The 20,881-nt window shown below is 75.0% G+C and carries 19 protein-coding genes and 1 pseudogene; 13 read left to right on the top strand and 7 right to left on the bottom strand.

Annotation, left to right across the window (positions count from 1 at the left end; translation table 11 throughout):
- Nucleotides 1-4 precede the first annotated feature (4 nt).
- Nucleotides 5-436 carry an alternative ribosome rescue aminoacyl-tRNA hydrolase ArfB gene (gene arfB / locus Q5530_RS02675; protein WP_415360480.1) on the top strand — a complete coding sequence of 144 codons (432 nt, stop codon included), beginning with the start codon at nucleotides 5-7 and terminating at the stop codon, nucleotides 434-436.
- A 232-nt stretch (nucleotides 437-668) separates the two neighbouring features.
- On the opposite strand, the gene Q5530_RS02670 is transcribed toward arfB, so the two are convergent.
- A complete protein-coding gene (locus Q5530_RS02670) occupies nucleotides 669-1,130 on the bottom strand; it encodes a hypothetical protein (RefSeq protein WP_415360479.1) in 462 nt (153 codons plus the stop codon).
- A 473-nt stretch (nucleotides 1,131-1,603) separates the two neighbouring features.
- Between Q5530_RS02670 and Q5530_RS02665 the strand changes: the two are divergent.
- Nucleotides 1,604-2,212, top strand: a pseudogene (locus Q5530_RS02665) (class I SAM-dependent methyltransferase); the annotation flags it as partial.
- Nucleotides 2,213-2,319: 107 nt separating this feature from the next.
- Here the strand turns inward: Q5530_RS02665 and Q5530_RS02660 are convergent.
- Both Q5530_RS02660 and Q5530_RS02655 read right to left on the bottom strand, forming a co-directional pair.
- The gene (locus Q5530_RS02660; RefSeq protein ID WP_415360478.1) at nucleotides 2,320-2,982 is read right to left on the bottom strand and encodes a response regulator; all 663 of its coding nucleotides are present in this window, start codon (nucleotides 2,980-2,982) and stop codon (nucleotides 2,320-2,322) included.
- A gap of 26 nt (nucleotides 2,983-3,008) precedes the next feature.
- Nucleotides 3,009-4,571 carry an ATP-binding protein gene (locus Q5530_RS02655; protein WP_415360476.1) on the bottom strand — a complete coding sequence of 521 codons (1,563 nt, stop codon included), beginning with the start codon at nucleotides 4,569-4,571 and terminating at the stop codon, nucleotides 3,009-3,011.
- 113 nt (nucleotides 4,572-4,684) lie between these two features.
- Here Q5530_RS02655 and Q5530_RS02650 point away from each other — a divergent pair, with 113 nt between their 5' ends.
- Genes Q5530_RS02650 through Q5530_RS02640 form a run of 3 tightly spaced genes read left to right on the top strand, consistent with a single transcriptional unit; the run spans nucleotide 4,685 to nucleotide 7,712 of the window.
- A complete protein-coding gene (locus tag Q5530_RS02650) occupies nucleotides 4,685-5,668 on the top strand; it encodes a Bug family tripartite tricarboxylate transporter substrate binding protein (protein WP_415360474.1) in 984 nt (327 codons plus the stop codon).
- The gene (locus Q5530_RS02645) at nucleotides 5,665-6,177 is read left to right on the top strand and encodes a tripartite tricarboxylate transporter TctB family protein (protein WP_380637557.1); all 513 of its coding nucleotides are present in this window, start codon (nucleotides 5,665-5,667) and stop codon (nucleotides 6,175-6,177) included. The genes Q5530_RS02650 and Q5530_RS02645 overlap by 4 nt, the downstream gene beginning before the upstream one ends.
- Nucleotides 6,178-6,200: 23 nt before the next feature.
- A complete protein-coding gene (locus Q5530_RS02640; RefSeq protein ID WP_415361162.1) occupies nucleotides 6,201-7,712 on the top strand; it encodes a tripartite tricarboxylate transporter permease in 1,512 nt (503 codons plus the stop codon).
- 180 nt (nucleotides 7,713-7,892) lie between these two features.
- On the opposite strand, the gene Q5530_RS02635 is transcribed toward Q5530_RS02640, so the two are convergent.
- Nucleotides 7,893-8,882 (bottom strand): LacI family DNA-binding transcriptional regulator, encoded by a 990-nt coding sequence (locus Q5530_RS02635; protein WP_415360472.1) that lies wholly within the window; start codon nucleotides 8,880-8,882, stop codon nucleotides 7,893-7,895.
- 136 nt (nucleotides 8,883-9,018) lie between these two features.
- On the opposite strand from Q5530_RS02635, the gene Q5530_RS02630 reads away from it, so the two are divergent.
- From Q5530_RS02630 to iolD, 8 genes are read left to right on the top strand one after another with little or no spacing between them, the layout of a single operon-like run.
- A complete protein-coding gene (locus Q5530_RS02630) occupies nucleotides 9,019-10,047 on the top strand; it encodes a Gfo/Idh/MocA family oxidoreductase (RefSeq protein WP_415360470.1) in 1,029 nt (342 codons plus the stop codon).
- Nucleotides 10,044-11,024 carry a TIM barrel protein gene (locus Q5530_RS02625; protein ID WP_415360469.1) on the top strand — a complete coding sequence of 327 codons (981 nt, stop codon included), beginning with the start codon at nucleotides 10,044-10,046 and terminating at the stop codon, nucleotides 11,022-11,024. Before Q5530_RS02630 ends, Q5530_RS02625 begins: the two co-directional genes overlap by 4 nt.
- Nucleotides 11,021-12,019 carry a sugar ABC transporter substrate-binding protein gene (locus Q5530_RS02620; protein ID WP_415360468.1) on the top strand — a complete coding sequence of 333 codons (999 nt, stop codon included), beginning with the start codon at nucleotides 11,021-11,023 and terminating at the stop codon, nucleotides 12,017-12,019. Before Q5530_RS02625 ends, Q5530_RS02620 begins: the two co-directional genes overlap by 4 nt.
- Nucleotides 12,019-13,056, top strand: a complete 1,038-nt coding sequence (locus Q5530_RS02615) for an ABC transporter permease (protein ID WP_415360467.1) — start codon at nucleotides 12,019-12,021, stop codon at nucleotides 13,054-13,056. Before Q5530_RS02620 ends, Q5530_RS02615 begins: the two co-directional genes overlap by 1 nt.
- A complete protein-coding gene (locus tag Q5530_RS02610; RefSeq protein ID WP_415360466.1) occupies nucleotides 13,053-13,832 on the top strand; it encodes an ATP-binding cassette domain-containing protein in 780 nt (259 codons plus the stop codon). The genes Q5530_RS02615 and Q5530_RS02610 overlap by 4 nt, the downstream gene beginning before the upstream one ends.
- A complete protein-coding gene (gene iolC, locus Q5530_RS02605) occupies nucleotides 13,829-14,758 on the top strand; it encodes a 5-dehydro-2-deoxygluconokinase (RefSeq protein WP_415360464.1) in 930 nt (309 codons plus the stop codon). The genes Q5530_RS02610 and iolC overlap by 4 nt, the downstream gene beginning before the upstream one ends.
- 31 nt (nucleotides 14,759-14,789) lie before the next feature.
- A complete protein-coding gene (gene iolB / locus Q5530_RS02600) occupies nucleotides 14,790-15,680 on the top strand; it encodes a 5-deoxy-glucuronate isomerase (RefSeq protein WP_415360463.1) in 891 nt (296 codons plus the stop codon).
- Nucleotides 15,677-17,521 carry a 3D-(3,5/4)-trihydroxycyclohexane-1,2-dione acylhydrolase (decyclizing) gene (gene iolD, locus Q5530_RS02595; protein WP_415360462.1) on the top strand — a complete coding sequence of 615 codons (1,845 nt, stop codon included), beginning with the start codon at nucleotides 15,677-15,679 and terminating at the stop codon, nucleotides 17,519-17,521. Before iolB ends, iolD begins: the two co-directional genes overlap by 4 nt.
- On the opposite strand, the gene Q5530_RS02590 is transcribed toward iolD, so the two are convergent.
- From Q5530_RS02590 to Q5530_RS02580, 3 genes are read right to left on the bottom strand one after another with little or no spacing between them, the layout of a single operon-like run.
- A complete protein-coding gene (locus Q5530_RS02590; protein ID WP_415360460.1) occupies nucleotides 17,512-19,524 on the bottom strand; it encodes a tetratricopeptide repeat protein in 2,013 nt (670 codons plus the stop codon). The two genes, iolD and Q5530_RS02590, sit on opposite strands and share 10 nt — an antisense overlap.
- On the bottom strand, nucleotides 19,521-19,871 hold the full coding sequence (locus Q5530_RS02585) for a hypothetical protein (protein WP_380637546.1): 351 nt from the start codon (nucleotides 19,869-19,871) through the stop codon (nucleotides 19,521-19,523). The genes Q5530_RS02590 and Q5530_RS02585 overlap by 4 nt, the downstream gene beginning before the upstream one ends.
- Complete coding sequence (locus Q5530_RS02580; RefSeq protein WP_415360458.1) at nucleotides 19,868-20,686, bottom strand: hypothetical protein; 819 nt, start codon at nucleotides 20,684-20,686, stop codon at nucleotides 19,868-19,870. The genes Q5530_RS02585 and Q5530_RS02580 overlap by 4 nt, the downstream gene beginning before the upstream one ends.
- Nucleotides 20,687-20,881 lie beyond the last annotated feature (195 nt).

Genomic DNA, 20,881 nt, shown 5'->3' with positions numbered 1-20,881 from the left:
AAGGGTGACGGAGGACCTGGTCGTGACGCGGACGCTGGTGGTGCCGGCGGCCGAGTTGAGCGAGCGGTTCTCACGGTCCTCGGGTCCCGGCGGCCAGGGCGTGAACACGGCGGACAGCCGGGTCGAGCTGTCGTTCGACCTGGTCGGCTCGCCGTCGGTGCCAGGGTGGTTGCGCGGCCGCATGATCGCGCGCCTGGAGAAGCGCCTGGTGGACGGCGTGCTGACGGTCGTCGCGAGCGAGCACCGGGCCCAGTTGCAGAACCGCGCGGCCGCCCGCGAGCGCCTGGCCCGGATCCTGCGCGAAGCCGCCGCGGCCCCGCCGCCGGTTCGCCGCGCGACCAAGCCGACCAAGGGGTCGCAGGAACGCCGGATCGCGGAGAAGAAGCGCCGGGCCCGGACGAAGCAGGGCCGTCGCGGCGACGGCGGGTGGGACTGAGGCCCACGCTGACCGGTGCTGACCGGTGCTGACCGGTGCTGACCGGTGCTGACCGGTGCTGACCGGTGTCGCCTGATGCCACCTGGTGCTGGCCGGTGTCGACCGGTGCTGTCAGTGCTGGCCGCTGCTGTCGCCGCCAACTGGTGTCGCCTGACGCCGACCGCTGCCGTCGGTGCTGGCCGGCATCGTCGGTGCCGGCTGGCATCGCGCGGGGGGAGCGGCAGACCCGTGCCTATGCCTCCCGGGTGAATGGGCTCGCCGGGGCCAGCGGGGTGAGCCAAGCCCGCAGCACCTGGGGCGAAGCGGCGGCGGACCGGCGTGCCACCACCTCGCCGTGGTCCAGCGCTACCAGCGGGGCGGCCCGGTTCGGGAACGGCAACGGGTACAAGATCAACTCGTCCGGGATCACGCCCGCCGGTGATACCGGGAAGTGGGACCTGAGCAGTTCGAGCGACAGCTCGGTCGGCTCCGTCCCGGCCAGGTCGTCGGGGATCGCCATCACCAGCAGCGCGACCTCGGTGGCGACCTCGCCGCCCGGGTGGAGCCGCGTGTACATGTGCTCGCCGAGGATGCCGTGCAGCGGGTAGGTGGCCGCGAAGAACCGACCCGGCCGCGTTCCGCCGAGGCGGGGTTCCGGCAGGGCTGCGGTGAGGAAGTGGGCCGTGCCGGCCGGTGGGCTCGGCAAGGTGGTCATGGGGCGGGTGGTCACGGGGTGAGCGACTGCGGTCGCGTTAGCGGGGTGGGCGGTCGTGGAGTGGGTGGTCATCGGAGGGGCCTCCGGTTCCGAACATCGGGTGTCGTGACATCGGGTGTCGTGGTCCTCGCCGGCCACTCGCTCACCGAAGGCGGGAAACCGGCCGGCGTGCCGCGAGCACGCCACCTCGGCGCGGGAATCGACATCCCGCACCCGGCCGGGACCGACCGCGCACCGTGTCCCGCACCCTCACCGGGCGCGGACGGCGTCACGTCGTCCCGGAGCGGAACCACCGGGGCGGGATCGCCACGTGCTCGGCGCCCGTTCGGCGAAGGCGGCCCGGTGTCAACACCCACGGTAGGTCGGCCCCGGGGGCATCGCACCTCGGGCCGGCCGCCTTCCCCCTGGCCCGATCCGACGACCCCGATCGGGCACTAACCTCACCTTCCGTGACCGAGCCGGATTTCCTGACCATGGCCCGCACCGCCTACGACACCGTCGCCGCCGACTACGCCGACCTCCTGCGCGACAGCCTCGCCACCCCCGCCGGTACGGCCGACCGCGCGGTCCTGCGCATGTTCGCCGACCTGGTCGACGGCCCGGTGGCGGACGTCGGCTGCGGTCCCGGGCGGATCACCGGGCACCTGCGCTCGCTCGGCGTCGACGCGTTCGGCGTGGACCTGTCGCCGGGGATGGTGGCCGTTGCCCGGCGCGAGCACCCGGACCTGCGGTTCGAGGTGGGTTCGATGCTGGACCTGGACCTGCCGGACGCCTCGCTCGGCGGCGTGCTGGCCTGGTACTCGGTGATCCACGTCCCCTGGGACTCTCACCCGACCGTGTTCGCGGAGTTCCACCGCGTCCTCGCGCCGGGCGGTCTGCTGCTGCTCGCCTTCCACGTCGGCGACGCCGTGCGGCGGTTGGAGCACGCCTACGGGCACGACATCGCGCTGGACGCCTACCGGCTCCGGCCCGAGCGGGTGCTGGAGCAGCTCGCCGCCGCCGGGTTCGCGCCGCACACCCGCCTGGACCGCGAGCCGGTCGGGGTGGAGAAGACGCGGCAGGGCTACCTGATCGTGCGCAAGACCGACCCCACCACCAGGCCCGACCACGTCACCAGGCCCGACCACGTCACCAGGCCCGACCACGCCACCAGGCCCGGCCGAGAGGACCGCCGGTCCACCCCCGAAGCTCAACCCCGCCACACGTAGAGCCGCTCCGGCCGCCCGGCACCCCCGTACTTCAGCCGCACCTCCGCACGCCCCGTGCCCACGAAGTGCTCCAGGTAGCGCCGGGCGGACACCCTCGCCAGCTCGGTCACCGCCGCGCACTCGCTCGCGGACACCCCGTCCGGCCGCTCCCGCAGCACCCCCTCCACCAGGTCCGCGGTCTGCGTGCTCAACCCCTTGGGCAGCGCCCGCCGCGGCCGCGCGCCGAACACCTCGTCCACGTCCGCCTGCCCCGCCGACGCCAGCCCGCCCAGCCTCCGGTCGAGCGCGGCGAAGTGCGCGAGCTGGTCCCGCAGCGCCGCGTACTCGAACGGCTTGATCAGGTAGTGCAGCACCCCGCCGCGCATGGCGCGCCGCACCGTCTCCACGTCCGTGGCCGCGGTGATCACGATGACGTCCACGTCGTCGGCCAACCCGCGCAGCTCCCGCAGCACGGTCAGCCCGTCGAGGTCCGGCAGGTACACGTCCAGCAGCACCAGGTCCGGCCGCAGCTCGCGCACCAGCCGCAGCGCGTCCGCGCCGTTGTGCGCGACGCCGACCACCTCGAACCCGGGCGTGCGCGCCACGTACCCGCCGTGGACCTTCGCGACCATGAAATCGTCGTCCACCACGACGACCCTGATCACGCCGGCACCGCTCACCCCGGCACCGCTCACGCCCCCACCGCCACCGGCAACCGGGCGGTGAACACCGCGCCGTTCTTCCCGGTCCCCTCCTCGTTGCGCACCCGCACGGACCCGCCGCGCCGCAGGCACGTCTGCCGCGTCAGGGCCAGCCCGAGCCCCCGCTGCCCCTGCGCCGCGGCCTTGGTGGTGAACCCGTGCCGGAACACCTCCTCGGCCAGCTCCGGCGCGACCCCCGGCCCGGAGTCGCGCACCACCACCAGCACCTCCGCCCCGGACGAGCGCACCAGCACCTCCACCCACCCCTGCCCGCCCAGCGCGTCCAGCGCGTTGTCGACGAGGTTGCCGATCACCGTCACCAGGTCCGTGGACAGCGCCTCGTCGACCACGCCGAGCCCGCTCCCGGGGTCCATCCGCAGCCCGGTGCCGCGTTCGGCGGCCAGGCTGGACTTGGCGACCAGCAGCGCCGCCACGGCGGGGTCGGCGACCTTCGAGGCGACCTCGGCCCGCCACGCGCCCTGGGCGGTGTTGACGCGGCTGATGAACCCGCGCACCTCGTCGTACTCGCCCAGCTCGACCAGGCCGGCGATGGTGTGCAGGCGGTTGCTGAACTCGTGGGCCTGCGCCCGCAGCGTGTCGGTGGCGTGCCGGGTGGCGTCGAGCTCGTCGCGCAGCGTCATCAGCTCGGTGCGGTCGCGCAGCGTGACGACGGCGCCGTGGACGTCCAGCGGCATCCGGTTGAGCGTCAGCACCCGGCCGCCGGCCAGCGCGAGCTGGTCCTGGCCGGTGGCGCGCCCGGTGAGCACGTCGCGCAGCCGCTCGTCGAGCTCCAGCGCGTCCACGGCCCGGCCGACCGCGTCGGCGGGCAGCGCCAGCAGGGTCCGCGCGTGGTCGTTGACCAGCGTGACCCGGTGCTGCGGGTCGAGCGCGACGACGCCCTCCTTGATGCCGTGCAGCAGTGCCTCCCGGTACTCCACGAGCGCGGTGATCTCGTGCGGTTCCAACCCGAGCGTCTGGTTCTTCACCCGGCGCGCGAGCAGCAGCGACCCGGCCACGCCGATGACCAGCGCGACGCCGAGCAGCCGCAGCGCGTTGTCGGGCGAGTCCAGCACACCCTCCCAGAAGCCGGGCGCCCGCTGCCCGGCGGCGACCAGCCCGATCACCCGGCCGTCGTCGCCGATCACCGGGACGTGCGCGACGGTCGCGCCGGCCAGCTCGCCCACCCACGACCGGCCGGCGGGGGCGGTGCTGCCGCCGAGGTCGAGCGGTTCGCCGACCTGGCCGGGGTCCGGGGAGGTCAGGACCTCGCGCGCCGGGTCGGTGATGATCACGTAGCTGGCCCCGGACAGGCTGCGGGCGCTCTCCGCGAACGGCGGCAGCGCGTAGTGCCGCAGCGGGTCGGCCAGCGACGCGCGCACGCCGGCGGTCGCGGCCACGTCCTCGGCCACGGAGAGCATCCGGCGTCCCTCGGTCGTGCGGAAGTTGTTCCCCGCCTGGACGACGGACAGCACACCGACCGCGCACAGCAGCGCCACGACGACCACCAGTTGCCACACGAGCAGCTGACGGGCGAGCGATCCGCGGCCTCCCATCGCCAACCTCCGTGACCACAAAGAACAAAAGAACCCTTAGGGGCGCAAGCGGGACTTCCCTGTTTACACGAGTGCAACATGTCCAACCACGCGGCAGAGAGGCGGGGATCACAGTGCGGATCAGGAACTGGCCGGCGGTCGTCGGCGCCCTGGCGGTCGTCGTCCTGGTGCCGCCGCTGCTGACCTCCGGCGCGGAGAGCGGCACGGCGTCGCTGCGCGGGCTGCGGGTGCTGGTGCCGAACGCGCCGGGCGGCGGCTACGACGTGACCGCGCGCACCGCGGCCAAGGCCCTGGAGGACACCGACCTGATCCGCAACGTCGAGGTGTTCAACCTGCCGGGCGCGGGCGGCACGGTCGGCCTGGGCCGCACGGTCAGCGAGCGCGGCAACGGCAAGCTGGTCATGTCGATGGGCCTGGGCGTGGTGGGCAGCGTCTACACGAACAAGGCGCCGTCCTCGCTGCTGGACACCACGCCGATCGCCAAGCTCATCGAGGAGCCGGACATCGTGGTGGTCGGCGTGGACTCGCCGTACCGGACGCTGGCCGAGCTGGTCGCGGCGTGGAAGGCGGCGCCGGGCGCGGTGACGGTCGGCGGCGGCTCGTCGCCGGGCGGGCCGGACCACCTGGCGCCGATGCTGGTGGCCAAGGCCGTCGGCCTGGACCCGCGGTCGGTCAACTACGTGGCGTTCGACGGCGGCGGCGAGCTGCTGGCGTCCGTGCTGGGCGGCAAGGTCGCGTTCGGCGTGTCGGGCATCGGCGAGTACCGGGACCAGATCGAGGCCGGGCAGCTGCGGGTGCTGGCGGTGACCAGCGGCGACCGGCTGCCCGGCGTGGACGCCCCCACGCTGCGGGAGTCCGGTGTGGACGTCGAGTTCACCAACTGGCGCGGCGTCGTCGCGCCGCCGGGCATCGCGGACACCGACCGGGCCCGGCTGGTGGACCTGTTCACCGACCTGCACGGCACGGCGCAGTGGCGCGAGGCGGTGGCCCGCAACGGCTGGACCGACGCGTTCGCGCCCGGCGAGGAGTTCGGCGCGTTCCTGCGCGAGGAGAACGAGCGGGTGGCGTCCGTGCTGAAGGAGCTGGGGCTGGCATGAGGGAGGTCGGGGTGGGCAAGGCGTGGTTCCGGGAGCGCTCGGAACTGGGGGTGTCCGCGGTCCTGGTGGGCCTGGGCGCGCTGGTCCTGGTCGACGCGGCGCGGATCCACACCGACTTCGCCCAGCGCGGACCGGTCGGGCCGAAGGCCGTGCCGATCGCGGTGGGCGTCGGGCTGCTGGTGGTGGCCGCGCTGCTGGCGCGCGACGTGCTGCGCGGCGGCCGCGGCGAGGCGGAGGGCGGCGAGGACGTCGACCTGGACGCGCCCGCCGACTGGCGCACCGTGCTGCTGCTGTGCGGGGCGTTCCTGGCCAACGCCGCGCTGATCGGCGTGGTGGGCTTCCCGATCTCCGGCGCCGTCCTGTTCTGGGGCGCCGCCTACGCGCTGGGCAGCCGCCACTTCACCCGTGACCCGCTGATCGCCGCCGGGCTGTCGGTGGGCACGTACCTGGTGTTCAACAACCTGCTCGGCGTTCCCCTGCCCGGCGGGCCGCTGGTGGGGGTGCTGTAGCCGTGGAATCGCTCACCAACCTCATGGGCGGGTTCGCCACCGCCCTGACGCCCACGCACCTGCTGCTCGCGGCGCTGGGCGTGCTGCTGGGCACCGCGATCGGCGTGCTGCCGGGCATCGGCCCGGCCATGGCCGTGGCGCTGCTGCTGCCGGTGACCTACGGCCTGGAACCGACCGGCGCGTTCATCATGTTCGCGGGCATCTACTACGGCGGCATGTTCGGCGGCTCGACCACGTCGATCCTGCTCAACACGCCGGGCGAGAGCGCGGCGGTGGTCGCGGCGATCGACGGCAACCCGATGGCCCGCGCGGGCCGCGGGTCGCAGGCGCTGGCGACGGCCGCGATCGGCCACTTCGTCGGCGGCGTCATCGGCACGGTGCTGCTGGTGCTGCTCGCGCCGACGGTGGCCGAGCTGGCCGTGGACATCGGCGCGCCCGACTTCTTCGCGATCATGGTGCTGGCGTTCATCGCGGTCACGTCGGTGCTCGGCGCGTCCCGCGTGCGCGGGTTCGCCTCGCTGCTCATCGGCCTGGCCATCGGCCTGGTCGGGCTGGACGAGGCGACCGGCCAGCAGCGGCTCACGTTCGGCTCGCTGCACCTGGCCGACGGCGTGGACGTGGTGGTCGTCGCGGTCGCCCTGTTCGCGGTGGGCGAGTCCCTGTGGGTCGCGGCGCACCTGCGCCGCAAGCCGCACCAGCCGATCCCGGTCGGCCGCGCGTTCCTGGGCCGCGAGGACTTCCGGCGCTCGTGGAAGCCGTGGCTGCGGGGCCCGCTGATCGGGTTCCCGTTCGGCGCGGTGCCCGCGGGCGGCGCGGAGATCCCCACCTTCCTGTCCTACGTGGCGGAGAAGCGGCTGTCCAAGCACCGCGACCAGTTCGGCAAGGGCGCGATCGAGGGCGTGGCCGGCCCGGAGGCGACGGCCAGCGCGTCCGCCGCGGGCACGCTGGTGTCGATGCTGACGCTGGGCCTGCCCACCACGGCGGTGGCCGCGGTGATGCTGGCGGCGTTCCAGCAGTACGGCATCCAGCCCGGTCCGCTGCTGTTCGAGCGGGAACCCGCGCTGGTGTGGGGGCTGATCGCGTCGCTGTTCGTCGGCCTGTGCCTGCTGCTGGTGCTGAACCTGCCGCTCGCGCCGGTCTGGGCGAAGCTGCTGCGCATCCCGCGGCCCTACCTGTACGCGGGCATCCTGTTCTTCGCCAGCGTGGGCGCGTACGCGGTCAACGCCGACATCTTCGACCTGCTGGTGATGTTCGTGATCGGCGTGCTGGGCTTCGTGATGCGCCGCTACGGGCTGCCGGTGCTGCCGGCGATCATCGCCGTCATCCTCGGCCCGGCCGCCGAGCAGCAGATGCGGCGGGCGCTCCAGCTGTCGGACGGCTCGCTGACCGGGCTGGTGAACACGCCGTTCTCGATCGCCGTGTACGCGGTGGTGGCGCTGCTGCTGGCGTGGCCGCTGGTGCGGCGGCTGATCCGGAAGCCCGCGCCGCCGGCCGGGCCCTCGGCCGAGGCGGAGCGGCCGAAGGTGGACGCCTGACCGAGCCGGGGAACCCCTGCCGCGGCACGCCCGCCGCCCGCGCTCGGCGGGCGTGCCGCTCCCCTTCCCGGCGGCCGGCTCCCTGCCGTCCTTCGGCGGCTGCCTCTCCGCCCGCCGCCCTTTCCCGGCCGCGCCCCTCCCAGCCCTTCCCGGCGGCCGGCTCCCGGCCGCCCCCCACCACTACCGCCCCGGCGGCGCGGTGGTGCTCCTGACCACCAGCGACGGGCGCAGCAGGTGCCGCACCGGCTCCTCCCGCTCGCCGCGCACCCGCTGGAGCAGGGCCTCGGCGGCGAGCCGGCCGAACTCGTTGCGCGGCTGGTCCACCGTGGTCAGCGAGACGTGCCGGAGCGCGGCCAGCGACGTGTTGTCGTAGCCGACCACCGACACGTCCCGCGGCACCCGCAGCCCCGCCTCCTCCAGCGCGGAGATCGCCCCGACCGCGTTGAAGTCGTTGCACGACACGATCGCGGTCGGCGGGTCGGCCAGCAGTTCCCGCACCGCCCGCGCGCCGGCCACGTCGGTGTACTCGCTGGTCACCACCCGCGGCGCCAGCCGGGAGGCGGCCATCGCCGCGAGGTAGCCGCGCCGGCGCGGCGCGGCCTGCGTGCCCTCCCCGCCGTCGAGGTGGGCGATCCGCCGGTGCCCCAGCGACACCAGGTGCTCCACGGCCAGCGTGATCCCGCGCTCCCCGTCGTCGTTCACCGTGTCCACCGCGGCCAGCCGGGAGGACCGCGCCACCAGCACCACCGGGGCCTGGGCCGCCGCCCGCCCGATGTCCGCCGACGGCACCACCGGCGACAGCAGCGCCAAGCCCGCCGGCCGGAACGACAGCAGGCTGGCCAGCGCCCGCCGCTCCCGCGCCGGCCTGCGCCCGCCGGTGTTGATGATCAGGTCGAAGCCCCGGTCGCGGGCCACCTCGTCGAGCCCGTCCACGACCTCCGCGAAGAACGCGTTGTGCAGGTCCGACACCATCACGCCGAGCACGTGCGAGGTGCGGCTGGCCAGCGCCCGCGCCATGGCGTGCGGCGAGTACCCCAGCTCCTCGGCCGCCTTCAGCACGGCCGCGCGCCGCTGCTCGCTCACCCTGGGTGACCCCCGCACGACCAGCGACACCAGCGCGCGGGACACGCCGGCCCGCGCGGCGACGTCCTCCATGGTGGGTCTGACCACGGGTTCCCTCCCTCGGCCCGGTCACGAGCGGGACGCGGCCTTGACACCCGTGTGACGCACGTTACATCGTTAGAGCGCTCCATCCAATAGAGCGCTCTAACGGCGGGCCGCGGCCACCAGGACGGAGAGCACCGGGATGCGCATCGGAGTTGTGGGAGTGGGCCGGATCGGCACCATGCACGCCACCAACCTGACCACCCTCGACGAGGTGGACGAGGTCCTGCTGCTCGACCCGCTGCCCGGCCGCGCGGAACGGGTGTCGGCCGCCCTGCCCGGCACGAGGTGCGTGGCCGACCTCGACACGATGCTCACCCTCGGTGACGGCGTGCTGATCGCCACCCCCACCAGCACGCACCCGGCGCTGCTGCGCGCGGCCGTCGCGGCGGGCGTGCCGGCGCTGTGCGAGAAGCCGATCGCCGCCGACCTGGACGAGATGCTCGCGCTCGTCGCCGAGGTCGAGGCGTCCGGGGTGGAGGTGCTGGTCGGGTTCCAGCGCCGCTTCGACCCGGCCGTCGCGGAGCTGCACCGGCGCGTCCGCTCCGGCGACGTCGGCGACGTCTACCTGGTCCGGGCCCTGGGCAACGACGCCCGCCCGCCCGACCCCGCCTACCTGCCCCGGTCCGGCGGCATCTTCCGCGACCTGCTCATCCACGACCTCGACGCGGTGCCGTGGCTGGTCGGCCAACCCGTGGACGAGGTCTACGCGTCGGGCTCGGTGCTGGTCGACGAGGCGTTCGCGGCCGCCGACGACGTGGACAACGCCGTGGTGGTGCTGAGGTTCGCGGGCGGCGCGCACGCCGTGCTCGCCGGCGGCCGGCACGACCCGGTCGGCTACGACCACCGCATCGAGGTGCTGGGCAGCCGCGACTGCCTGGCCGTCGGCCTCGACCCGCGCACCCCGCTGACCTCCCTGGAACCCGACGGGCCCCGGGCCGGGCCCGACGCCTACCCCGGCTTCCCGGAGCGCTTCCACCGCGCCTACCTGACCGAGGTGGCGGTGTTCGCGCGGGTGGTGGCGGGCGCGGCGGAGAACCCGTCGCCGGTGCGGGACAGCCTGGTCAGCCTCGCGCTGGCCGAGGCGTGCGAGCGGTCGCGCCGCAGCGGCGAACCCGTCCGGGTCGGGGTGCCCGCGCCGCGGCGGGCCGGCACGGGGGTGGCCGGGTGAGGATCGCCGGCGCGCCGATCTCCTGGGGGGTGTGCGAGGTCCCCGGCTGGGGCCGCGTCACCGACCCCGCGACCGTGCTGGCGGAGATGGCCGCGCTCGGCCTGCGCGCCACCGAACTCGGCCCGCCCGGCTACCTGCCCACCGACCCCGCGCGGCTCGCGACCCTCCTGGCCGGGCACGGGATGACGCTCGTGGGCGGGTTCCTGGCCGTGCCCCTGCACGCCGGCGACCGGTCCGCCGCCGACGACGCGGTGGCGCTGCTCGCCGACGCGGGCGCGGAGGTCCTGGTGCTGGCCGCCGCCACCGGCCTCGACGGCTACGACGAACGCCCGACCCTCACCGGTGGGCAGTGGCGCGAACTCGTCGACACCGCCGCCGCCATCCGGGACCGGGCCGCCGCCCGCGGGGTCCGCACCGCCCTGCACCCGCACGTCGGCACGCACGTGGAGCGCGCCGACGAGGTCGAGCGGTTCCTCGCCGACTCGGACCTGCCGCTCTGCCTGGACACCGGCCACCTGCTCATCGGCGGCGCCGACCCGGTCGACCTGGCCCGCCGCTTCCCGGGGCGGATCGGGCACGTGCACCTCAAGGACGTGCGCGCCGACCTCGCGGCCGCCGTGCGCGCCGGCGACCTGGGCTACGCGGCCGCCGTGCGGCAGGGCATGTACGTGCCGCTGGGCGAGGGCGACGTGGACGTGGCGGCCCTGGTGGCGCTCCTGCTGGCCGCCGACTACCGCGGCTGGTGCGTCCTGGAGCAGGACACCGCGCTCGGCGACGACGTCCCGGCCGACGCGCCGACCCGCGACACCGCGCGCAGCCTCGCCCACCTCGACCGCCTGGTCCCCGGACCCGCCCCCGAACCGCCCCCGGCCGGGCCACCTCCAGCCGAACCGTCCCCGACCGAACCACCCCCGACCGAACCACCCCCGACCGAACCACCCCCGACCGAACCACCCCTGACCGAAGAGGCACGATGATCTCCACCCGAACGCCCTCCCGAACGCCCGCCCGCGCGGCCCTCGCCCTCGCCGGCCTCGCCCTGCTGGCCGCGTGCAGCGGCCCCACCGCGTCCACCGACGACACCCCGACCGACGCCCGGCCCCCCACCACCGGGGACTTACGCGTCGCCGTCATCTCCCACGGCACGGCGGGCGACGCGTTCTGGAACGTCGTGAAGAACGGCGCCACCGCCGCCGGCGAGCAGCTCGGCGTGGCGGTCGACTACCACTCCGACGGCGATCCCGGCCGGCAGGCCACGCTCGTCGACAACGCGGTGTCCCAGCGGGTCGGCGGCATCGTCGTGTCCCTGGCCAACCCCGACGCGCTCAAGACCTCCGTGGAGAGGGCGGTCGCCGCGGGCATCCCGGTCATCACCATCAACTCCGGCTCCGCCCGCTCGGCCGGGTTCGGCGCGCTCGCGCACGTCGGCCAGGAGGAGGACGTGGCGGGCGAGCAGGCGGGCCGCAGGCTGCGCGAGGCCGGGAAGACCAAGCTGCTGTGCGTGATCCACGAGGCCGGCAACATCGGCCTCAACCAGCGCTGCGACGGCGCGCGGACCGGGTTCGGCGGCGCCGTCGCCACCCTCCAGGTCGACATCAACAACCCCACCGACGTCGAGTCCCGCATCAAGGGCGCGCTCCAGACCGACCCCTCCGTGGACGCCGTGCTCGCGCTCAACCCGCAGGTCGCCGTGTCGTCGGTGAACGCCGTCCGGGGCGCGTCGTCGACGGCCGCCGTCGCCACGTTCGACCTCAACGGCGACGTGACCGGCGCGATCAAGGCCGGCGACGTGCTGTTCGCCGTGGACCAGCAGCAGTACCAGCAGGGCTACCTGCCGGTCGTGATGCTCAAGCTCTACCGCGACAACGCCAACACCGTCGGCGGCGGCCGGCCCGTGCTCACCGGACCCGGGTTCGTCGACGGGGCCAACGTGGACCGCGTCGCCGAGTACGCCGAGCGCGGCACCCGCTGATGGCCGCCGCGACCGGGGAACCCCTCCTCGCCGACCGGCCCGGTCCGGCCGCCCGGGTGGTCGCGCGGCCCGAGGTCGGCGCCCTGCTCGGCGCGCTGCTGGTCTTCGCGTTCTTCTCGGTGGCGACCGAGCGGTTCCTCAGCACCGCCGGCGTGGCGACCTGGCTGGACGACGCCTCCACCCTGGGCATCATGGCCGTCGCGGTGGCGCTGCTCATGGTCGGCGGCGAGTTCGACCTGTCCGCCGGCGTGCTCACCGCGTCGACCGCCCTGGTCACCGCCGTCCTCGCCACCCGCCTCGGGTGGCACACGTGGCTCGCGCTGCTGGCGTCGCTGGCGTTCGCGCTGGCCGTCGGCGCGCTGAACGGGTGGCTGGTGACGCGCACCGGCCTGCCCAGCTTCATCGTCACCCTCGGCACGCTCCTGGCGCTCCAGGGCCTCAACCTCGGCGTCACCCGGCTGGTCACCGGCACCGTGCAGGTGTCCGGGATGCGCTCGGCCGACGGCTACGCCTCCGCCGGCTTCCTGTTCGCCTCCACGTTCCGGCTCGGCGGCGCCGCGTTCCCGGTGTCGGTCCTGTGGTGGCTGCTGGTCACGGCGGTCGCCTCGGTGGTGCTGCTGCGCACCCGGTTCGGCAACCGGGTGTTCGCGGTCGGCGGGTCCGCCGCGTCGGCGCGCGCGGTCGGCGTGCCCGTCCTCCGCACGAAGGTGCTGCTGTTCACGACGACCGCGTTCGCCGCGTGGCTCGTCGGGTCGATCAACATCCTGCGCTTCACCAGCGTGCAGGCCAACCAGGGCATCGGGCTGGAGTTCCAGTACATCATCGCCGCGGTCATCGGCGGCTGCCTGCTCACCGGCGGGTTCGGCTCCGCCGTCGGCGCCGCGCTCGGCGCGCTCATCTTCGGCATGGCGCGGCAGGGCATCGTCTACGCCAACTGGGACTCCGACTGGTTCCAGCTGTTCCTCGGCGTGATGCTGCTCGCGGCCGTGCTCGTCAACAACGCCCTGCGGCGGCGGGCGGAAAGGGTGCGGCGGTGAGTCCCCTCCTGGAGGTCCGCGGGATCGGCAAGGCGTACGGCAGCGTGGTCGCGCTGCGGGACGTGTCGGCGGTGGTGGGTGCCGGCGAGGTCACCTGCGTGCTCGGCGACAACGGCGCGGGCAAGTCGACCCTGATCAAGGTGCTGGCCGGCGTGCACCGGCACGACACCGGCGAGTACCTCGTGGACGGCGTGCCGGTGGCGTTCGCGTCCCCGCGGGAAGCGCTGGACCACGGCATCGCGACGGTCCACCAGGACCTCGCGGTCGTGCCCCTGATGAGCGTGTGGCGCAACTTCTTCCTCGGCGCCGAACCCACGATCGGCCCCGGCCCGTTCCGGTTCCTCGACCGGCGGCGGGCCCGCGACGTGACCCGGGCGGCGCTGGCCGACCTGGGCATCGAGCTGCGCGACGTGGACCGGCCGGTCGGCACCCTGTCCGGCGGCGAGCGGCAGTGCGTGGCCATCGCGCGGGCCATCCACTTCGGGGCCAGGGTGCTGATCCTCGACGAGCCGACCGCCGCCCTCGGCGTCAAGCAGGCCGGCGTGGTGCTGCGGCACGTGGCCCGCGCCCGCGACCGGGGGCTCGGGGTCGTGCTCATCACCCACAACCCCCACCACGCCTACCCGGTCGGCGACCGGTTCCTGCTGCTCAAGCGCGGCCGGGTGCTCGGCGCGCACGCCAAGGCGGAGATCACGCCGGCGGAGCTGACCCGGCAGATGGCGGGTGGGACGGAGCTGGAGGCGCTGGCCCACGAGCTGCGGGGCGTGACCGGGTGATCCCGGAGGTGCTGACCGTCGGGCGGGTCGGGGTCGACCTCTACCCGGAGCAGAGCGGCGTGCCGCTGGCGGAGGTGCGCACGTTCGCCAGGTCGCTGGGCGGCTCGGCGACGAACGTGGCCGTCGCCGCCGCCCGCCTCGGCCGGCGGTCGGCGGTGCTGACCAAGGTCGGGGCCGACGGGTTCGGCGCCTACGTGCGGTCGGCGCTGTCGCGGTTCGGGGTGTCGCCCGACTTCGTCGGCACCGCCCCCGGGCTCCGCACCCCGGTCGTGTTCTGCGCGCTGGACCCGCCGGAGGACCCGCCGCTGCTGTTCTACCGGGAACCGCTCGCGCCCGACCTGGCGCTGGAGGCGGACGACGTGCCGTGGGCGGAGGTCGAGGCCGTGCCGCTGCTGTGGGTGACCGGGACGGGGGTGGCCGCGGAGCCGGCGCGCACCACGCAGCGACTGCTGCTGGAGCGGCGGGGCCGGCGCGCGCACACGGTGCTCGACCTGGACTACCGGCCCGCGTTCTGGGCGGGGGTCGGGGAGGCGCGGCGCGAGATCGGCCGGCTGCTCGACCACGTGACGGTCGCGGTGGGCAACCGGACCGAGGTGGAGGTGGCCGTCGGGACCGCCGACCCCGCCGCGGCGGCGGACCGGCTGCTGGCGCGCGGGGTGGGGCTGGCGGTGGTGAAGATGGGCGGCGAGGGCGTCCTCCTGGCGACCGGCCGGGGCTCGTGGACCGTGCCGGCGTGCCCGGTGGAGGTGGTGTGCGGGCTGGGCTCGGGCGACGCGTTCGGCGGAGCCCTGGCCCACGGCCTGCTGGCGGGCTGGGAGCCGGTGCGGATCGCCCGCTACGCCAACGCGGCCGGCGCCCTGGTGGCGGGGCGGCTGGCGTGCGCGGACGCGATGCCCGGGGCGGACGAGATCGAGGCACTGCTGTGAACCGGGCGGGCGACGTGACGGGAGTGGGGCCATGAGCAGCGGTTGGCACCGTCCGCGGGGGACCCTGGCGGACGGGGAGGACGCGGTTCGGCTGACGCCGGGGGACGCCGGGTGGGAGCGGGTCGGGTTGCGGGTGCTGTCCCTGCGCCCCGGCGGGTCCGAGGTCCTGCGCATGGGGGAGTTCGAGGGGTTCGTGCTCCCCCTGTCGGGCGGGTGCGTGGTCGAGGTGGGCGGTGAGCGGTTCGGGCTGGTGGGGCGCGAGTCGGTCTTCACCCGGGTCACGGACTTCGCCTACGTGCCCCGGGATTCGCACGTCCGGGTGAGCACGGAGCACGGGGTCGAGGTCGCGGTGCCGATGGCCCGGTGCGAGCGCCGCCTGTCGCCGGGCTACGGGCCCGCCGAGGACGTCCCGGTGGAGGTCCGGGGCGCGGGCAACGCCACCCGCCAGGTGACCGACTTCGGCGTGCCCGGCGCCTGGGACCGCGCCGACCGCCTGATGGCCTGCGAGCTGATCACGCCCGGCGGCAACTGGTCCTCCTACCCGCCCCACCGGCACGACCACACCTGCGAGGTCGCCAACGAGGAGGTCTACTACTTCCGCATCGCCGGGCGGGACGGGGTCACCCCCTCGCGCGAGGGCTTCGGGTTCCACCGCACCTACACCGGTGACGGGGAGGTCGACGAGCACGTCCTGGTGCGCGACGGTGACGTCTTCCTCGTCCCGCGCGGCTACCACGGACCGTGCGTGGCCGCGCCCGGCTACCCGATGTACTACCTGAACGTGCTGGCGGGGTCCGGCCCGCAGCGCTCGATGGCGTTCTGCGACGACCCCGCGCACACCTGGGTCCGGGACACCTGGGCCGAGCGGGAACCCGACCCCCGCTGTCCCGTCACCAGTGCCCGGGAGGGAACGGTCCGATGAGGCTCACCACCGCGCAGGCCCTCGTCCGCTGGCTCACCGCCCAGCGCACCGAACTCGCCGACGGCACCGGCGCCCCGCTCTTCCCCGGCGTCTTCGCGATCTTCGGCCACGGCAACGTCCTCGGCCTCGGCAACGCCCTGGAGGAGTCCGACCTCCCGGTCTGGCGCGGCCACCACGAGCAGGGCATGGCCCTCGCCGCCGTCGGCGTCGCCAAGGCCACCCACCGCCGCCAGGTCGGCGTCGCCACCTCCTCGATCGGCCCCGGCGCCCTCAACATGGTCACCGCCGCCGGTGTCGCCCACGCCAACCGCCTGCCGCTGCTGCTCCTGCCCGGCGACGCGTTCGCCTCCCGCGCCCCCGACCCCGTGCTCCAGCAGGTCGAGCACCCCGGCGACCCGGGCACCACCGCCAACGACGCGTTCCGCCCGGTCAGCCGCTGGTTCGACCGCCTCACCCGCCCCGAGCAGCTGCTCGGCACCCTCCCGCACGTCGCCCGCGTCCTCACCGACCCCGCCGACTGCGGCCCGGTCACCCTCGCCCTCCCGCAGGACGTGCAGGCCGAGACCTTCGACTTCCCCGACGCCCTGTTCGCGCCGGTCGTGCACCGCCCGCGCCGCCCCCGCCCCGACACCCGCGCGCTCGCCGACGCCGCCGACGTCCTGCGCGCCGCCCGCCGACCGCTGCTGGTGCTCGGCGGCGGCGTGCGCTACTCGCGGGCCGCCGGGCGCGCGATCCGCTTCGCCGAGCGGCACGCGGTCCCGGTGGCGGAGACGACCGCCGGCCGCACCTGCGTCCCGCACGACCACCCGCTGCACGCCGGTCCGCTCGGCGTCACCGGCTCGGCCTCCGCCAACGCCCTGGCGGCCGAGGCCGACGTGGTGCTGGCCGTCGGCACGCGGCTCCAGGACTTCACCACCTGCTCGTGGACGGCCTTCGCGCCCGGCGCCCGCCTGGTCTCGCTCAACGCCGCCCGCTTCGACGCGGTCAAGCACGGCGCCCTGGAGCTGGTCGCGGACGCCGACGAGGGGCTGCGCGAGCTGACCGACGCGCTGGGCGACTGGCGCGCGGACGAGGCGTGGGCGGCCAGGGCGTCGCACGAACGGCTGAGGTGGGACGCGTACGTCGACGCGCTGCGCGCACCCACCGCCGACCTGCCGACGTACGCGCAGGTGGTGGGTGTGGTGAACGACCTGTCCGACCCGGCCGACTACGTGCTGACCGCGTCCGGCGGCCTGCCCGGCGAGCTGGTCGGCGGCTGGCGCGCGGTCGGCGAGGCGACCGTGGACGTCGAGTACGGGTTCAGCTGCATGGGCTACGAGCTGGCCGGCGCGTGGGGCGCGGCGATCGCCCGGCCGACCGGGGTGGTGACCACCCTCCTGGGTGACGGCTCGTACCTGATGCTCAACTCGGAGCTGTTCTCGGCGGCCTTCGCCGGCCACGGCTTCGTCGCGGTCGTCTGCGACAACGACGGCTACGCCGTGATCCACCGCCTCCAGACCGCCCACGGCGGCGTGGGCTTCAACAACCTCTACGACGACGTGGCCACCCGGCACACCACCCCGCCCCGGGTGGACTTCGCCGCGCACGCCGCCGCGCTGGGCTGCGCGACGTTCCGGGCGGAGAGCGTCCCCGACCTCGAAAGCGCCTACCGCGAAGCCAGGCGGACGGCGGTGACCGAACACCGCCCGGCCGTGGTGGTGATCCGCACCCACCCGGCGAAGTGGACCGAGGCGGGCGCGTGGTGGGAGGTGGGCGTGCCCGAGGTCGCGCACCGCCCGGAGATCACCGCCGCGCACGAGGGGACCCGCGCCGGCAAGGCGAAGCAGGTCCGCTACCGGTGAGCCGGCGGCCCGGGGTCGTCGAGTTCCGCGAGCCAACGCGCCACCCGGCCGGCGGACTCCCCGTCGCCGAACCCGAGGAACAGCTCCCGCGCCTCGGCCCAGTAGACCCGCGCCGAGTCGGCCATGCCCACGCGTTCGTGGACGATCCCGAGGTTGACCAGCACCCGTGCCGTTCCCGAGCGGTCACCGAGCGAGCGGAACATCTCCAGCGCCGAGAGCGACAGCGGCCGAGCCCGGGACAGGTCGCCGGTCTGGAGGGCCAAGGCTCCCAAGTTGTTCACCGTCTGCGCCTCTCCTCGCAGATCTGCCATGCGTACGTACATCTTCCGCGCCTCGTTGAAGCAGATCTCCGCATCGACGAACGTGCGTTGCCACGAGTGCAGCGTGCCCAGGTGGTTGACGGTGATCGCCTGCCACTGCTGGTCTTCGAGCATCCCGAAGATCTCCACTGCGTTGACGTAGTGCCCGGCCGCGCGACCGAACTCGTGCAGGTCGAGCGCCAGATCACCCTGGGTGATCGAGGCGGTGGCCCGACCGTGCTCATCCCCAGTGGACATGTGCAGGGCCATCGCCGCGTCGCACAGCTCGCGCGCCTCGTCGAACCGGCGCTGCTCCAGCACCTGCATAGCCAGCCGGTTGAGCAGCACGCCCTCGTCGCGCGGCCGGTCGCGGCGGCGGGCGGCGGCGACGGCGAGCCGGTAGGTCGACTCCCACTCGTCCCAGCGCGTGTGCGGGGTGACGGACCTCGACACCGCCAGTGCCAGGTCGACCGCGCGGTCATCGTCGGCCACCTCCACGGCCGCGACCAGGTTGGACCGCTCCAGGCCGATCCACTCCGGCGTGGCCGCCCGCGCCGCCGCCACGTAGTGGTCGAGCAGCCGGTCCAGCGCCGCCGCCGCGTCCGGCTCGTCGCGCACCCGGCACTCGACGGCGTAGAGGCGCAGCAGGTCGTGGAAGCGCACGCGCCCCGGACCGGCCGGTTCCAGCACGTGCCCGCGCTTGAGGGCCGCCAGCAGCGGCTTCACCCGCGACAGCGGCAGGTCGACGAGGGCGGCCGCCGCCTCCGCGCCCACCCTGGGACCGGGGTTGAGCGACAGCAGCCGGAACAGCCGCCGCTGCGGTTCGGGCAGCCGCCGGTAGGACAGGTCGAAGGCGGCCCGCACGGCGTGGTCACCGCCGTAGTCCAGCCCGTCCAGGCGTCCCACCTCGTCGTGCAGCAGCTCGACCAGGTCGGCCGCCGACAGGTCCTCGTCCTCGGCCAGCAGCACCGCCGCGATGCCCAGCGCCAGCGGCAACCGCCCGCACAGCTCCGCCAGCCGCTCGACCGGCCCGTCCAGCTCGCGCCCCGGGTCGCGGGTCCGCACGGCCGTCCGCACCAGCTCCGCCGCCTCGTCCGGCGGCAGCACGTCCACCCGCACCTGCCGGGCGCTCAGCTCGCCCAGCACGTCCCGGCTGGTGATCAGCACCCGGTGCGGTCCGGCGCCGGGCAGCAGCGGTCGGACCTGGCCCGCCGACGAGGCGTTGTCCGCCAGCACCAGGACCGGCGCGGTCCGGTTGGCCGGCACCGACCGGTAGAGGTTGGCCCGCGCCGCCTCGTCCGCCGGCACGTGCTCGGCCGGCACGCCCAGCGCGTGCAGGAACACCGCCAGCGCCTCCGCGGGTCGCACCGGGGTCTCCGAGTAACCCTGGAGGTCGAGGAACAGCACCCCGCCCGGAAAACGCGACGCCGCCCGCACCGCCAGCGCCGTCTTGCCGACGCCCGCCAACCCGGCCACGGCCGTGACCAGCACCGGAAGCTCGTCGGACAGCGCCCGGGCGAGCCGCGCCAGGTCCGCCTCGCGACCGGTGAACGCCGGTTCCGGCGGCGGCAGGCCCGCCGGCGCCACGGGCGCGGCCGATACCGCGTGCCCCGATCCCGCGGACACCGGTCCCAGGTGCACGGCGCCGATGTGCCCGGCCTGCACCACCGGACCGGTCACGGCGCCGCTGACCTCGTTGTTCATCCCCCGGCGACGTCGGCCACCGCGCGCGGCAGGCCGGGACCGACCTCGTGCAGCACCGCGCGCAGCGGCCCGGCCGCCTCCGGGCGCTGCCACAGCATGGCGTGGATCGAACCGCGCCACTCGGTGGTGAACTCGGCCCGCGCCAGCTCCAGCCGCACCCGGGGCACGGCCACCAGCCGCTGCCGCGCCGCGTCCATCCGGTCGCTGACCAGCTCGGTCAGCTGGGGTGCGAGGACCGTCGCCATCCGCACCCGCAGCTGCGCCCACAGCTCGGTGTCCGCGGCCTCGGCCAGCGCGCCCGCCGCCGCCCCCGCGAGCAGCCGCAGCGGTTCCTCGCGCACCGTCACTGCCCCTTCTCCCTCCCGCGGACGACCGGGCCGAAGCTCGACCCGCGCTGGTCGTTGCGCTCGAAGTTCTGGATGACCTCGGCGTGCTGCGTGGGCACGTGCGCGTCCCGCCCGGCCTGGACGACCGTGGAGCCGCCGGAGGCCGTGGCGTGCTGGGTCACCGACGACGGACCGGGCCCGGCGGACCCGGCGACCCCGGCGGACCCGGACCCGGCCGCCGCCGCGTCCTCCAGGCGCAGGGCGTGCGCGTCACCGCCGGGGATCCACAACCGGCCGCGACCGACGAAGTCCTTCACCCGCACCTCGACCTCGCGGAAGTCCCCGGGCCGCAGCGTCGTGTACCCGGCCGCCACCACCGACGCGTACACCACCTCGGACAGCACCACGGCCAGGTGGGCGTCGGTCTGCTCCAGGGCGGCGCGGGCCGCCGCGCTGTCCATCAGCCTGCTGACCAGCACCGCGTCCTGCCCGGGGTAGCCGTTGGCGCCCTCGGCGGTGGTGCCGAAGTGGACGGCCATGCGCATCCGCAGGTGGGCGTGCGGCACCCGGTAGGCGTTGACCGACGCCAGCTCGGCGTCCAGCGCCCGCACGTACCGGTCGACCACCAGGTGGTCCGGCGTGCCCACGGGCAGCACGGCCCACTCCTCGTCGCCCTTGGGCTGGCGCGCCCAGGTCGACCGGTCCAGGCCGGCCACCTCACCGGCCCGGTCCAGGCTGCGCACCAGCAGTTCCTGCAACTCGCGTTGGAGCCGGTCGTCGGCCGACCCGTAGCTCCTCAGGTCACAACAGACCAGCAGACTGCGCTGGAGGCTCATGGCTCGGCCTTTCGTGCGGTGCGGACGACGCGGCGGCCCGGTCGGGCGCGCACGGTCACTGTGGAGCACGGCACCGGCGCCAATACCGCACTCCTGCGGAACTGCACTTCAGATACCCGCGAACCTGCGCAGTCCGGCCAGGTCGGGCACGAGCACGTCACGCCTGAGGTGGCTGACCACGACCCCCGCTTTGCG

Origin of the sequence: Saccharothrix sp. BKS2 (genome assembly GCF_047689505.1) — a bacterium.
Taxonomy (GTDB): domain Bacteria; phylum Actinomycetota; class Actinomycetes; order Mycobacteriales; family Pseudonocardiaceae; genus Actinosynnema; species Actinosynnema lopnurensis.
The sequence above is the reverse complement of the archived record's forward strand: the minus strand, read 5'-3'. Positions and strand labels throughout refer to the sequence as shown.

Coding starts and splice junctions, on each gene's coding strand:
- Q5530_RS02620 (WP_415360468.1), top strand. CDS start 11,021: ATGATCTCCACCCGAACGCCCTCCCGAACGCCCGCCCGCGCGGCCCTC.
- Q5530_RS02615 (WP_415360467.1), top strand. CDS start 12,019: ATGGCCGCCGCGACCGGGGAACCCCTCCTCGCCGACCGGCCCGGTCCG.
- iolD (WP_415360462.1), top strand. CDS start 15,677: ATGAGGCTCACCACCGCGCAGGCCCTCGTCCGCTGGCTCACCGCCCAG.
- Q5530_RS02655 (WP_415360476.1), bottom strand. CDS start 4,571: ATGGGAGGCCGCGGATCGCTCGCCCGTCAGCTGCTCGTGTGGCAACTG.
- iolB (WP_415360463.1), top strand. CDS start 14,790: ATGAGCAGCGGTTGGCACCGTCCGCGGGGGACCCTGGCGGACGGGGAG.
- Q5530_RS02640 (WP_415361162.1), top strand. CDS start 6,201: ATGGGCGGGTTCGCCACCGCCCTGACGCCCACGCACCTGCTGCTCGCG.
- Q5530_RS02670 (WP_415360479.1), bottom strand. CDS start 1,130: ATGACCACCTTGCCGAGCCCACCGGCCGGCACGGCCCACTTCCTCACC.
- Q5530_RS02590 (WP_415360460.1), bottom strand. CDS start 19,524: ATGAACAACGAGGTCAGCGGCGCCGTGACCGGTCCGGTGGTGCAGGCC.
- Q5530_RS02580 (WP_415360458.1), bottom strand. CDS start 20,686: ATGAGCCTCCAGCGCAGTCTGCTGGTCTGTTGTGACCTGAGGAGCTAC.
- Q5530_RS02630 (WP_415360470.1), top strand. CDS start 9,019: ATGCGCATCGGAGTTGTGGGAGTGGGCCGGATCGGCACCATGCACGCC.
- Q5530_RS02645 (WP_380637557.1), top strand. CDS start 5,665: ATGAGGGAGGTCGGGGTGGGCAAGGCGTGGTTCCGGGAGCGCTCGGAA.